We start from the raw sequence: 13,132 nt of genomic DNA, 5'->3' as shown, positions 1-13,132 counted from the left end.
CAAAAGCGATTCCCTCTCCTGCATATTTTTTGCCGTATGTTTAAATAATACCTGTTAATTTTATTGCACTAATAACAACACATGGCATTAACGCTTAAAAACTACGCAACCACGGTACCGGCAGAGCTACTACAGCAGGCGAAGAAAAATACAGTACGCGAATGTGATGAAACAGAAAAAGGTCACTTTGTAGCCTATGTGGATGACGGGGGCGACAGTTTTGATGTTTCGGTAACATTAAAGGCAGGCAACGAAATTACCCGGCACACCTGCGAATGCAAAAGCACGGCGGGTTTTTGCAGGCACAAGGCGGCTTTAATAACGCACATTGCCAACGGAAAAAAAGCAAAAGAGGTTGTTGTTAAGGTTGGTAAAAAGCAAAACAAGGCAGAAGAGCTGCTGATTCACGCCGAACCCGATAGGCTGAAAGACTGGGTAAGGAGTGTTATTGCCAAAAACAAGGACCTGGAACTTTCGTTTGTGCATTATTTTTCGGTTAAAGAGCAGCCAACGCAAGCCGAGGTACAGAAAATAGTTAACGACGCGGTGAAGGCTGTTGTCGGTGGCAAAAGGACGATAGATGCGACGCAATTAAAAAAGCTTGTTGAGCTTTGGGCTGACATGCTAACCCCGGTAGTGAAGCACTACCAGGACAACGTTACTGATGAAAAATCGTTCCTGAACTTTCACGCCTTATTGGAGGGCTGTATCGATTTCGGGTTTAAGGTTGAATCGGGCAGTAATAAAATCTCCAAATTTATTGAGGAGTGTTTACTAAAGTCTGTGGAGCCTGTTACCATGCTACAGGTTGAAGAAACCTGGGATAAAGCGGTTGGCTTTTTCATAAATCACGTCCCGGATGGCGTAAATAGGGTCAGGATGCATTACCTGGTGCACCTGCAAAATATCATGAAACTAAGCAGCCGGGAGCGGCAATTAAAGATAATTGATTGGCTGGCCCGGCAATTTGAAAAATGCACCCCGGATACCCTGATGAATGGCACCTTGTATAGCAAGTTTATTTTTGCGATGGTAAATGAGCATGACCTGTTTGCCAGGTATGGCCGTATGTTTAAACCAATCCGTTTTGATAATGAATATAACCGGGAGCTTCTGGAGTTGTTAATTGAACACAAGGAGTTAACACTGGCAAAAGAATACTGCCTTGAACAAATTAAATACAATTTCAGGGACGAATACAACGTACTATACTGGACTTTTTTAAGAGAGTTGTATTTAATTGAAAATGACGAGGAAAATTTGGCTAAAATATTGGCATTGCTTTTCCCTTTTTCGTTCAACTTTGATGATTATTTGTTCATTTCGAAAAGGCTGCCCGAAGAAGAACGAAAAAAATGGCGCACCAAAATGTTAACCAGGGCGCGGAGCATATCGGCTCCCTATAAAAAAAACGCGATGGTATTTTATTTTAAGCTGGCTGATGCCGATAAAGCATACCGTAAAATGATTGACTATATTGAGCACGACACGCCATACAACTTCATATTAGAATACTTTGAACCAATGGCGCTTACCGACAAAAACCGGCTCATGGAGGCTATAATCCGTAAACATGACGATTCTGGCTGGGGCAAAAAGAGCGAAAAAGATACAGGCTACTTCCCTGAATTGTATCAGCTGATTTCAAAGCATTACACAGCAGACTATTTAAAAATGGTGATTAAAAACTCCGAGAAGTCGCGATATTTTATACCTAATAAGCTAATAAGTTATATTAAAGAGCAGGTATACTCATAGTTGATGGGGGAGCACCCGCGTTTTGTAAAGCAGGTGTTCGGGATATTGATATTGCCGGGCCGATGTTACTTCTGTATTTCATATAGATCATTGTAGAAATACTTTGCGCCTTAAAGGTACAAGCGCCTAAAACGTTTTAAAACTATTGGTTTTGGCATCCTGCTTGGTATTCAATGAATAAAACAAACTCAAAACGTTAATAAGTTGATTGCCGTTTTTTATGTTGAACAATTGGTCGTTTTTAAAGTTTTTACCTACCGAATAAGATGCTGCAATTTGATCTGTGATTTTGTAGGTAAGTTCAAACCCATATTTATTGTCCCATGCTTTTTTGGCCGCGGTATACGTTACCCCATTCACCACCAGTTGGGGCAGGTTGTTTGAACTTCGCCGCAACACTCCCCATAATGAGACGGTAAATTTTTGCAGGGCATCTGTCGCATAGTTGACCCTGAAAATCCCATCGAAATTATTGGCTGCACTTACAGAATCGGTTTTAAACGTGCGGACGTAACGCAAGGCTGCCGTACCGTCAAGGTGCCAGCTTTTAACAATATCGAAAGAATAATCTGACCATATAGCCACGTTTGAGTATCTTGAATAATTGAATTTATTGGTAGGGAATGCAATTGACAAAGCGCCGCTTACCTCCCAGTTGCTGGATTGCCGCAGGGCAGATGTTATGGAGTCTGTAGCTGCTTTGCCTATGGGTTTGTTCACTATGGTAAAATAAGCTGCCAGTACTTTACCAATATCCGCTTTTTTTGATGCCAGGCTTTGGCCGCTCATGCCCTTGAGTGATTGTTGCAAAGTGTCTGACATGATTTTCAGTATTTGCGGCGCTTGGGTTTTCCATATTCCCGGCGGTGGTGTTTTTAAGCTGTCCAGGATGTTGTTCAGCAGGTCATCAACCGTTGCGGCCTTATTTGTAAGGATATAAAAAGTGAAATCATTTTGAAATGCCAGCAGGTTATTTTGAATGGCAGAAAGGTAAGCTTTCAATTCTGCCTGTACCTTATTCCTCTTTTTTAGTCCTGTGAGTATGGGTATCCGAAAACCAAACCCCATGCTTTGTGCCGAATCCTTACCGTAAGGCGCTTTTGCCGACGCGAAGGACACCGAAAGGTTACGAAGACTGAAGCCGCTCTGATTAAGATAATCTTTATAGGTAAATTTAGGGTGATTGGAAAGCCAGTATGGCTTAAATTCCAATGCAAAATTTTTGAGCAAACCAGTAGAGCCATCACCAGAACTTAAACTTTGGTAGGCAGCAGCCTGGAGTGCGCTCCAGGTATTAGGCTTTGATATTTCGGTGGGGTTTGTACCCAAAATGGTAAATGCCGGTGCCGACGAGGGTACTATAGAAGAAACATCCTGCTCCTGGGCAAACAACCGGCCGAAGACAAATATTAAAACTAAAAGCGCTAAAATTTTTCGTTTCATGCTTCTGAAAATGTAAGGGTTGTATCAAAAATCAGGCTTTTGTTGGCCCCTGGTGCAGCTGCAGAATCGCCTGCTTTCATATCGTCTGTAAGGTCATCCGTTGTACCAAGTGTTTTATCGGTAACATAATAGGTGATTATCACAGAATCGGTATCGGGGTTAATTTCCAGTACGTTTGAAATGACATCGGTACTTTTGCCCTTAATATCGTTGCCTTTGCCAATAACAGCGTTAAATACCTCCGGTTTATAAATCTGGCCTTCAAAATTTTTAAATGTTGTTGCGCCTGCCTGCCCGTTACCTATCAATACGTGCAGGTAATAATTGGAATTAATAGCTATCGTGATATCAATCTCTTTAGGGATGTAGTTGGATGCCATAACGATAAGAGGTTTTAAGTTGTACCAATGTAGCAAATATTTCCTGAACAATTAAAAAAGGTTTATATCCACCACTTTGTTGGTGTTTTCATCGCCGATAAAAATGGGCTTATTTCACCCGCGCTAAAGGGCCTAAAAATGGGCATGGCAATGTTCGGATTTTTCAAAAAAAATGCTGTTCGGGTAACCTATGGCCCGTACACCTTTAAATAACTAAGTGGCTGATTATCAACAGGTGTTTATTTAGATTCAAAACCAAGCCGAGTATTTAACATTCTGAATATCAATTAATTAAGCGTTGTGATATTTCAATAAACACAAAAGGGGTGTCAAAACCGAACATGTGGTTACTACATACCTTTGTTGATGGCTTCATACACCACATCCTGTATCCTCGGCCTAATGTTGAGGCTGCCCAGCTTACTGCCCACATTAGGGTTCACCCGGTTACTCAGGAAAATATACACCAGGTTATATTTAGGATCAACCCATACGCAGGTGCCTGTAAAACCGGTGTGGCCGAAAGTTTGGTCGGAAGCCAGTTTTGATGGGTAGTGCCTGTCGGCAATAGGATCCCACCGGTCAAACCCTAACCCTCGCCTGCTTACCGGAGATTGTTTGGAGGTAAACAGTTCTACCACCTCGGGCTTAAAGTATTGTACGCCGCCATAGCTGCCTTTGTTCAGCAGCATTTGATACAGTATAGCTACATCATTGGCGCTGGCAAACAGGCCTGCATGGCCAGCCACACCACCTTTAAGTGCAGCGGTTGGGTCATGCACGTAGCCATCTAATAAACTCATGCGGTATTCCTGGTCGTTTTCGGTAGGGATAATTTGTGCCTGGCCAAACCTGTGCAGCGGTAAAAAGCCGGCAGTTTGCATACCGAGGGGGGTATAAAACTGCTGTTGCACGTACACATTCTCCGGGGTGGCGGTGATGGTTTCTACTACCTCCTGCATAAATAACATGCTTACATCACTGTACACGTACTGTCCGCGGGTTTTCAGTGGCGAATTGAGCATATCAGGCAACATTACGTCTTTAAAATAATCCTTCCGCAAAAAGTAATGTTCAGATACCCTGGTAGGGTAGGCGGCCGAGGAATCGGTACTATGGTCAGATGGTTTTACCTTTTCGAACGATTGGATATCCGGAATAAATCCTGCCTGGTGCAATAATATTTCGCGCAGCTTTACATCGTTTTTATTGCTGGTGCGGGCCAGTGGCAGGTAATCGCCTAAGGTGTTTTCAACACTTAGTTTGCCCTGGTCAACCAGTTGCATGGCCTCTACCGTGGTAGCCGATATTTTGGTCATGGATGCCAGGTCGAAAATATCGGTCAGCTTATCGGGCATAGCGTTATCATAGGTGTGGTAGCCATAGGCTTTATTAAATATCACCTTGCCATCTTTTGCCACCAGCACTACGCAGCCCGGAGTGGCGTGTTGGGTAATGGCCTCACGGGCTATCTGGTCAATCTCCTGTAAGTTATTGGAGTTGATGCCTACATCTTCGGGTACGCTGTATTGCAGCCTGGTTTGCTGGGTAACAAACCCCATTCCGCTACTATAAACTGGCGAATAGGTTTTGGCCAGTTTTTGTGTAATGGCCACCCCTCCAAATATGGCCTGGGCCGCATACGAAGCCGATACCGGCGATACCCTTTCTGACCAGATCACCGGTACTGTTACATTATTTAGCTTGCTTAATAGTGCGCCATTTCCAAATGCGGCAATAACCACACTCTTTAGTTTTTGATTGGTGCTGATAAAATCCAGTACTTGCGGGTTACTCAGATCGGCATCATTTACCTGTAAAACAATAGTGTTGTACCACTTTAAATCGGCAGCAAGCGTATTCAGATTTTTACCATTGCCATCAAACACCTGCACTTTACAGTATTTATTAAGCAGGCTATCAAAAACGCTGGCGTACTGGCTGGTAAAATGTACGCTGGCAATTTTTAAATCTTCCAGCTTTTGCAGCGGGATAGTATATTGAGCGTTGTTGAGCAAAACGGTTGAGTTTTGAACCAATCGTTCTTCGGCAACATAGGCGCGCCCGGTAAAAGGTGGATTTTGAGCGCAGGCGGTATTAAATAATGCAAACCCTAACAGTACTACAGAGACACAGCCCCATTTATTTTTTATCATATACTTTAACTCCGTTTATATAGGTTTGGGTTACTTTGGTAGTTGGTAATTCGGCGCCTTTTACTTTCATGATATCCTTATCCAGTATTACAAAGTCGGCATACTTGCCCGGTTCAATACTGCCTTTTTCTTTTTCTTCAAAGTTGGCTTTTGCGGCCCATATGGTTATCCCTCTTAACGCTTCGGTACGGCTTAACGCGTTTTCCTTCTGGAAACCGTGTTCAGGAAAACCCTTCAGGTCTTGTCGCTCTACCGCTGCATAAAACGTATACATCGGGTTAATGTTTTCTACCGGGAAATCTGTTCCCAGCGGAATCCATCCGTTTTGTTGTAACAGCGTTTTATAAATGTATGCCGATGATTTCAGTCTTTTATCACCCAGGCGCTTGCCCGCCCAGTACATATCTGATGTAGCATGTGTAGGCTGTACCGATGGGATGATGCTGTTATCGCCAAAAAGGGCAACATCTTCGGGCGCCACAATTTGTGAGTGCTCTATCCTCCAGCGGCGATCGTTTTTACCTTTTAAAACAGATGCATATATTTTTAACATTACCCGGTTGGCCGAATCGCCGATGGCATGGGTGCACATCTGGAAGCCTTTGGCTGCAATTTTCTTTGCTACCTCCTCAAAATGGGCCTGGCTGCTCAATAAGAAACCACTCCATTTTGGCAGGTCGGCATAAGGCTTTAGTAAACAGGCCCCGCGGGAGCCCAAAGCACCATCGGCATAAACCTTAAACGCGCGAACATTTAGGCCCGGCGTTTTAAACGCGCCACGTTTAAACAGGTAATCGTAATTCTCAGGCCTGTCTGATAGCATAACAAACATGCGCATTTTTAATGATCCTTTATGCTGCAAATCGGCAATGGTATTAATCATGGTATAAGGCAGCCCGCAATCATCAACCGTAGTTAAGCCAACGGCGAAACAGTTTTTTTGTGCCGATAGCAGGGCATTCTCCACAACAGGAGCCGTTGGCTCGGGCACTTTGCGGGTAACAATGCCTACGGCGTTATCAACCATGATGCCGGTGAGCTTCCCGTTAATGGTTTCTATCTCACCACCGGTTATAGTTTGCCCGGGTTTTACGCCTGCAATGTTTAAAGCAGCCTGGTTGGCAATAATAGCATGCCCGTCAACCCGGCTCAATATTACCGGGCGTACCGGGAACAGGCTATCCAGTTTGGCCTTGTCCGGAAACTGTTTTTTAGCCCAGTCGTTTTGGTCCCACCCCCGGCCAATAATCCAGCCATCGGGGTTGCGGGTAGCGTAAGCCTGAACAGAATCAACCACCTCGCCCCAGCTTTTGGTGCCATCCAGGTTTACTTCCTGCAGGCCTAATCCATATTCATAAAAATGGGCGTGGGCGTCAATAAAGCCAGGATAAACGGCAGCGCCTTTGGCATCAACCACTTCATGGGCCAGGTATTTTTGCTCTAACGTATCGGCGTTGCCAACGGCTACAATTTTACCTTTGCTTACCACAAATGCGTTGGCTGTAGTAAAAGCGCTATCAACGGTATAAACAACCGCATTTTTTATTAGCAAATCGGCATTATACTCTTTTTGTTTGCAGGCTGCAGCCAGGAGCAGCAGCGCCGGCAATAATTTCTTCATAAGCTTTTAAAAGTAGTAAGTATCAAGTATCAAGAACGCTCGCAATGTTGAATAGTTTGCAAATTACCTGTAGATACTGATCAATTACAAAACTAATGTATTCTCAGCCAAATCTGGATACTTGCTACTTACTACTTGATACTACAAAATCATAAAGTTATGCCTTCAAATATTTAATTTAGCATCGAAAACGAAATTGAAGGGAATTTTTTTAAATGTCAGATATAATTCAGCTTTTACCAGATGCCGTTGCCAACCAGATTGCCGCGGGCGAGGTGGTACAACGACCGGCATCGGCGGTAAAAGAATTGGTGGAGAACGCGATTGATGCCGGGGCGGGTAAAATACAGCTCATTATTAAAGATGCCGGAAAATCATTGATACAGGTTATTGATGATGGCTGCGGCATGAGCCTTACCGATGCCCGCATGTGCTTTGAGCGGCATGCCACCTCCAAAATTCGCAAGGCCGAAGATCTGTTTGCCATCCGCACCATGGGTTTCAGGGGCGAGGCCATGGCATCGATAGCCGCGATTGCGCAGGTGGAACTGAAAACCCGCCGCCATGAGGATGAGCTGGGTACCTGTATTTTTATCGAAGGATCGGAAGTGATTAGCCAGGAGGCATGTTCGGCTAATACCGGTACATCTATATCCATCAAAAACTTATTTTACAATACCCCCGCCCGGCGTAACTTTTTAAAAAGTAACCCGGTAGAAATGCGCCATATTATCGACGAATTTCAACGGGTAGCGCTGGCCAATCCACAAATATTTTTTACCCTGCACCATGATGGGCAGGAAGTTTACCATTTGCCCGGCGCTGCCTTAAAGCAACGCATAGTGCACCTGTTTGGTAATAATTATAACCAGCGCCTGGTGCCGGTTGAGGAAGATACTACCATTATTAACCTGCGTGGTTTTGTTGGCAAGCCCGAGTTTGCCCGTAAAACACGGGGCGAGCAATTCTTTTTTGTAAACTACCGCTTTATTCGCGATGCCTATTTGAACCACGCTGTACTTACAGCCTTTGAGGAATTGTTGCCCGATGATTGTTACCCGTTTTATGTGCTGTTTATAGATATCGACCCATCAAAAATTGATATTAACGTGCATCCTACCAAAACCGAGATAAAGTACCAGGATGAGAAGGCGATTTATGCCATTATCCGGTCGGCAGTAAAACGGTCTTTAGGCAGGTATAACATTACTCCAAGTTTGGATTTTGACCAGGAAAACAGCATTGAGCACCTGATAACCCCTAAACCTTTTGAGGAGATTATTGCCCCGACAATTTCCTTTAACCCCGACTTTAACCCCTTTGCTGCCGAGAAAAAATCATCAGGAACACGCGAGCAGCATCCTTTTTTGAGGGATAACAACGATTACCGCAACACCCCTATACCCAATAACTGGGATACACTGTACGAGATCAGCAAAAAAGAAACCAACCTGCAGCAGCAGATGCACAACGAAAAAAGCATTGCTGTTGATGAGCAGGAGGTAAGCAAACCCAGCGAGCGGCAATTGTTCCAAATTCATAACCGGTTTATTTTATCGCAAATTAAATCGGGCTTTATGCTGATAGGGCAGCAGGCTGCGCATGAGCGCATTTTGTACGAACGCTTTTTACAACAACTGCAACATCACTCGGGCGTGAGCCAGCAAAGTTTATTTCCGCAATCGGTAACACTAAACGGCAGCGATTTTGAGTTATTGAGGGAGCTTTTGCCCGATATTAAGGCACTGGGCTTTGACATTCGCGAGTTTGGTAAAAATACCGTGGTTGTTGATGGCATACCGGCCGATTTGAGCAATGTTGACGAACACGAACTTTTAGAACATTTACTTGAAGGGTTTAAAAACAATATGGCCATTTTAAAAGTAGATAAGCGGGATAACCTGGCCAGGTCATTAGCCCGTAATGCTGCGCTTAAAACCGGCACCAAATTATCATTGGAAGAAATGAACCAGCTTATCGACCAGCTTTTTGCCTGTCAGTCGCCCAACCAGGCATTGAACGGTAAGCCCGTAATCAGTACATTTACGCTGGCCGAATTAATGGAACGCTTTGAAAAATAGCCCCCGGGGCTTTAATTATACTATGAACGGATACAATCAATCGCCTTTTGCCAATATCACACCGGTAGTAAAAAACCTGCTGATTATAAATATTTTGTTTTTTATAGGAGATCTCACCATCGGGAAATATATTCCTAAGATAATGCAGGTTTTACCTGTTTATTATTTTAATTCTCCATTTTTTAGGCCTTGGGAAATAATCACCTACATGTTTATGCACGGTGGCTTTACGCACATCTTTTTCAATATGTTCGCGCTGTTTTCTTTTGGCCCTATCCTGGAGTATGCCATGGGATCAAAAAAATTTTTCAATCTGTATTTTTTATGCGGAATAGGTGGAGTTCTTTGTAATTTTGCAGTTCAGGCCTATGAAGTACATGCCATTACCGGCGCATTTACCTTATCGCATCCAGAGCTTCAGTCAACATTTGATCAATATCTTGGAGGAGGCGAAAAGCTTGCTGCTATTTACTATGTACCAACGGTAGGAGCATCCGGTGCAATATTTGGCTTGCTGGTAGCCTTTGGCATGTTGTATCCGAACCTTGAATTAATGATCATGTTTATACCCGTGCCCATCAAGGCAAAATATATTATACCAATATATATTGTTATAGAGCTATTTATGGGATATGAAAAATTTTCATGGGATCCGGTTGCCCATTTTGCCCATCTTGGCGGCGCATTAATTGGTTATATTATGGTAAAAATTTGGAGATTACAGCACAACTAACAATTTTTAACAACAAACAGGAGTTATCAAATTAACAACGGCTTTATTATGAGCACCCTTTGGCAAAATATCCACTACAAAATGTTACGGTCGGGCAATAAGCTCAACCTGCTTATTGGTATTAATGTGATTGTTTTTTTGGCGATAAACGTCCCGGCCGTGCTTGAACATATGATTACAAGTTTTAGCAGGCCAAGTACAATTGAATTTTACGCGTTTGATTATTTAGCAACTACTGCTCACCTGCCCAAATTACTTACCCGTTTTTGGACCCCATTCACCTACATGTTTATGCATGACGGCATATTTCATATCCTGTTCAACATGCTTTGGCTGTACTGGATGGGCCAGATATTTGAGGAGTACCTGGGCAACAAACGCACCATTGGCCTTTACATTATGGGGGGGCTTTCCGGCGCTTTGTTGTTTATAACTTGTTTTAATCTTTTCCCGGCCTTTTCTCAAAATCCGACCCTGTTGGCTGTGCCGGTTGTCGGAGCATCGGCAAGTGTTATGGCTATTGTTGTTGCTACCGCTACGCTACTGCCAAATTATACTATTTCGTTAATATTGATTGGCCCGGTTAAACTAAAATGGCTTGTTTTTGTGATCCTGGTAATTGACTTTTTGAGTATCGTTGGCCCCAATGCCGGTGGCGAAATAGCACATTTGGGAGGTGCGCTGTTCGGCTTTATATATATTAAACAGCTACAGCGTGGTCATGATTGGATAACAGGCATTGCTAACATCTTCAAATCAAAGTCAAAATTGAAGGTTGTATACAGCAATACCGGTAAAAACAGCACGGAGTATCCGCGCCAGGACGAAATTGATCGTATATTAGATAAAATATCACAAACGGGTGTTGATAGCCTGAGCAGACAGGAGAAAGAGACATTAGCCCGCGCAAGCAAGAATGAAAAATAAAAAAAGTGGTTTAGGTTTTATTGATAAAGTATTTTTATGGATAAACCTGCTGCTTTGCGTTGCTTTATTGCTTAGTTATCTTGCCCCCTCGGTTAACCCCAAAACTTTTTGGCTGATTGCCTTTTTTGGCCTTGCCTACCCGCCAATACTTTTGCTTAATGTAATCATGATGCTGGTTTGGCTATTGCGCTGGCGCTGGCCGGCGTTGCTTTCTATGATCACTATTTTGATTGGCTGGGGCGTACTCAATAACAATATTGGTTTGCGCGCAGCATCAACATTTTCGCCGGCGCCGGGTATAAATTCGATACGGTTGATTACCTACAACGTACATAACTTTAAACGCTTTGGGTCAAAAAACGATGTATCTACCAAGCACGAGATCCTGGAACTTATTAATGATCAAAAGCCCGATATTATCGGTTTCCAGGAGTTTTATACCCGCTACAAAGGCGAGTATGATATGCGCGACTCCATCGTAAAAATAATGGGAGCCAATAACTATTATTTCGAGCCGCTTAACTTCAATAGCTCAGAAGCAATAGGGATGGCCATTTTCTCAAAGTATCCCATTGTTGCCAAGGGCTTAATCCAGCTGGCTGCCGACAGGTCATCGGCAAACCAGTGTTTGTACATCGATGTAAAAAAAGGCGAAAAAACATTCAGGGTTTACAGCCTTCATTTGCAATCGATAAGATTTAACCCCGAGGATTATAAATACCTGGATAGCGTATCAAAAAAAGGGAAAACGGATATGCAAGCAACTAAAAGACTTGGCGGCAAACTAAAAACAGCATTTATAAAGCGGAGCGAACAGGTTTTCAAAATAAAGGCACATGCCGCGCAATGTCCATACCCCTATGTCATATCCGGCGATTTTAACGATACACCTACATCCTTTGCGGTTAACCAAATGGCAAAAGGGCTTAAAAATGCATTCCGCGAAAAAGGGGCCGGTTTTGGGCGCACCTATAATGGCGACTTCCCCAATTACCAGATAGATTACATTATGGTGAGCCCGCAGTTTGATGTGGCATCGTACCTAATCATCGAAAAAAAGCTTTCTGATCACTTTCCGCTGCGGAGCGATTTGATGTTGAATTAAATATCGGGCATGAAAATTCTGGTCACAGGTTCATCCGGTCAGTTAGGTTCGGCCACCGTAAAACATTTAAAGGCGTTTGGCCACCATATTACCGGCGTCGATGTAATACCCGCAGCTACCACGGATGATATCATCGACATAAAAAACAAAAGCGAGACCGAAAACCTTTGCCGTGGGTTTGATGCCATTATTCATACTGCAGCCGTACATGGCAAACATTATGAGCTTAATTACCCAAGGGAAGCTTTTATACAAACAAATATTATAGGTACGCTTAATTTACTTAATGCCTGTGTTAAACATGGTGTAAACAGGTTTTTGTATATCAGCACAACATCCATTTATGGCAGTGCTTTAATTGACCATGAAAAGGCAGTTTGGGTGGATGAAAACCTGCCCGAAAAACCACGCGATATTTATGATATTACCAAGCAAACTACCGAGCAGCTTTGCAAAGATTTTTTTTATAAAGAAGGCCTGCAAACATCAGTCTACCGGGTTGGGCGATTTTTGCCCGAGGAGGATAACTTAAAAATAAACCACCGGATTTATAGGGGGCTGGATGAGCGGGATGGCGCCGAGGCATTACGGCTGGCATTGTGTATGAAATTTGCTGATTTTGAAATTTTCAATATATCCAGCGGATCGCCATTTGGTAATGACGATCTTGTACAACTTAAACACAAGCCCGAAGAAGTCATTCTTAAATATTTCCCCGAAGCCAAAGATATTTATCGGCTTAAAAATTGGTTTTTTCCTGAAAGTATTGATCGCGTCTATGTTTGCGATAAGGCAAAAAATGTTTTGGGTTATCAGCCCCAATATACTTTCGAGTATTTATTGCATCAATAAAAAAAGTATCACTTGGGTGTAAGCTTTAATAATCGGGCTGCCTGCATTAGCTAAAAATTGAAAAAATCGTAAGTTT

General features: G+C 43.2%; 10 protein-coding genes. 6 read left to right on the top strand and 4 right to left on the bottom strand.

Features of this window, described 5'->3' with window-relative positions; translation table 11 throughout:
* Positions 1–81: 81 nt before the first annotated feature.
* Positions 82–1,758: a hypothetical protein gene (locus ACFGVS_RS22405; protein WP_439695654.1), complete on the top strand. Its 1,677-nt coding sequence runs from the start codon at positions 82–84 to the stop codon at positions 1,756–1,758.
* Positions 1,759–1,884: 126 nt separating this feature from the next.
* Here the strand turns inward: ACFGVS_RS22405 and ACFGVS_RS22400 are convergent, their stop codons facing one another.
* From ACFGVS_RS22400 to ACFGVS_RS22385, 4 genes are all read right to left on the bottom strand, one after another.
* Entirely contained in the window at positions 1,885–3,201 is a 1,317-nt protein-coding gene (locus ACFGVS_RS22400) for a hypothetical protein (RefSeq protein WP_439695653.1), read from the bottom strand.
* Positions 3,198–3,581: a hypothetical protein gene (locus tag ACFGVS_RS22395; RefSeq protein WP_439695652.1), complete on the bottom strand. Its 384-nt coding sequence runs from the start codon at positions 3,579–3,581 to the stop codon at positions 3,198–3,200. The genes ACFGVS_RS22400 and ACFGVS_RS22395 overlap by 4 nt, the downstream gene beginning before the upstream one ends.
* A 350-nt stretch (positions 3,582–3,931) precedes the next feature.
* A complete protein-coding gene (locus ACFGVS_RS22390; protein ID WP_439695651.1) occupies positions 3,932–5,737 on the bottom strand; it encodes a serine hydrolase domain-containing protein in 1,806 nt (601 codons plus the stop codon).
* A complete protein-coding gene (locus ACFGVS_RS22385) occupies positions 5,724–7,358 on the bottom strand; it encodes an amidohydrolase (protein ID WP_439695650.1) in 1,635 nt (544 codons plus the stop codon). Before ACFGVS_RS22385 ends, ACFGVS_RS22390 begins: the two co-directional genes overlap by 14 nt.
* A 215-nt stretch (positions 7,359–7,573) precedes the next feature.
* Here ACFGVS_RS22385 and mutL point away from each other — a divergent pair, with 215 nt between their 5' ends.
* From mutL to ACFGVS_RS22360, 5 genes are all read left to right on the top strand, one after another.
* Positions 7,574–9,439: a DNA mismatch repair endonuclease MutL gene (gene mutL, locus ACFGVS_RS22380; RefSeq protein ID WP_090652159.1), complete on the top strand. Its 1,866-nt coding sequence runs from the start codon at positions 7,574–7,576 to the stop codon at positions 9,437–9,439.
* 142 nt (positions 9,440–9,581) lie between these two features.
* Entirely contained in the window at positions 9,582–10,172 is a 591-nt protein-coding gene (locus ACFGVS_RS22375) for a rhomboid family intramembrane serine protease (RefSeq protein WP_255369905.1), read from the top strand.
* A gap of 48 nt (positions 10,173–10,220) precedes the next feature.
* Positions 10,221–11,099: a rhomboid family intramembrane serine protease gene (locus tag ACFGVS_RS22370; protein ID WP_439695649.1), complete on the top strand. Its 879-nt coding sequence runs from the start codon at positions 10,221–10,223 to the stop codon at positions 11,097–11,099.
* Positions 11,089–12,204, top strand: coding sequence for an endonuclease/exonuclease/phosphatase family protein (locus ACFGVS_RS22365; RefSeq protein ID WP_439695648.1), 1,116 nt, complete (start codon positions 11,089–11,091; stop codon positions 12,202–12,204). The genes ACFGVS_RS22370 and ACFGVS_RS22365 overlap by 11 nt, the downstream gene beginning before the upstream one ends.
* Positions 12,205–12,213: 9 nt before the next feature.
* Complete coding sequence (locus tag ACFGVS_RS22360) at positions 12,214–13,056, top strand: NAD-dependent epimerase/dehydratase family protein (RefSeq protein WP_439695647.1); 843 nt, start codon at positions 12,214–12,216, stop codon at positions 13,054–13,056.
* Positions 13,057–13,132 lie beyond the last annotated feature (76 nt).

It is taken from the genome of Mucilaginibacter sediminis (assembly GCF_051903035.1).
In the GTDB taxonomy this organism is placed as follows: Bacteria; Bacteroidota; Bacteroidia; order Sphingobacteriales; family Sphingobacteriaceae; genus Mucilaginibacter.
This window is presented reverse-complemented; position numbering and strand designations above follow the sequence as displayed.

What these genes read in the sequence shown, in the direction of transcription:
- ACFGVS_RS22405 (WP_439695654.1), top strand. Translation starts at nt 82, where the DNA reads ATGGCATTAACGCTTAAAAACTACGCAACCACGGTACCGGCAGAGCTA.
- ACFGVS_RS22400 (WP_439695653.1), bottom strand. Translation starts at nt 3,201, where the DNA reads ATGAAACGAAAAATTTTAGCGCTTTTAGTTTTAATATTTGTCTTCGGC.
- ACFGVS_RS22395 (WP_439695652.1), bottom strand. Translation starts at nt 3,581, where the DNA reads ATGGCATCCAACTACATCCCTAAAGAGATTGATATCACGATAGCTATT.
- ACFGVS_RS22390 (WP_439695651.1), bottom strand. Translation starts at nt 5,737, where the DNA reads ATGATAAAAAATAAATGGGGCTGTGTCTCTGTAGTACTGTTAGGGTTT.
- ACFGVS_RS22385 (WP_439695650.1), bottom strand. Translation starts at nt 7,358, where the DNA reads ATGAAGAAATTATTGCCGGCGCTGCTGCTCCTGGCTGCAGCCTGCAAA.
- mutL (WP_090652159.1), top strand. Translation starts at nt 7,574, where the DNA reads ATGTCAGATATAATTCAGCTTTTACCAGATGCCGTTGCCAACCAGATT.
- ACFGVS_RS22375 (WP_255369905.1), top strand. Translation starts at nt 9,582, where the DNA reads ATGCAGGTTTTACCTGTTTATTATTTTAATTCTCCATTTTTTAGGCCT.
- ACFGVS_RS22370 (WP_439695649.1), top strand. Translation starts at nt 10,221, where the DNA reads ATGAGCACCCTTTGGCAAAATATCCACTACAAAATGTTACGGTCGGGC.
- ACFGVS_RS22365 (WP_439695648.1), top strand. Translation starts at nt 11,089, where the DNA reads ATGAAAAATAAAAAAAGTGGTTTAGGTTTTATTGATAAAGTATTTTTA.
- ACFGVS_RS22360 (WP_439695647.1), top strand. Translation starts at nt 12,214, where the DNA reads ATGAAAATTCTGGTCACAGGTTCATCCGGTCAGTTAGGTTCGGCCACC.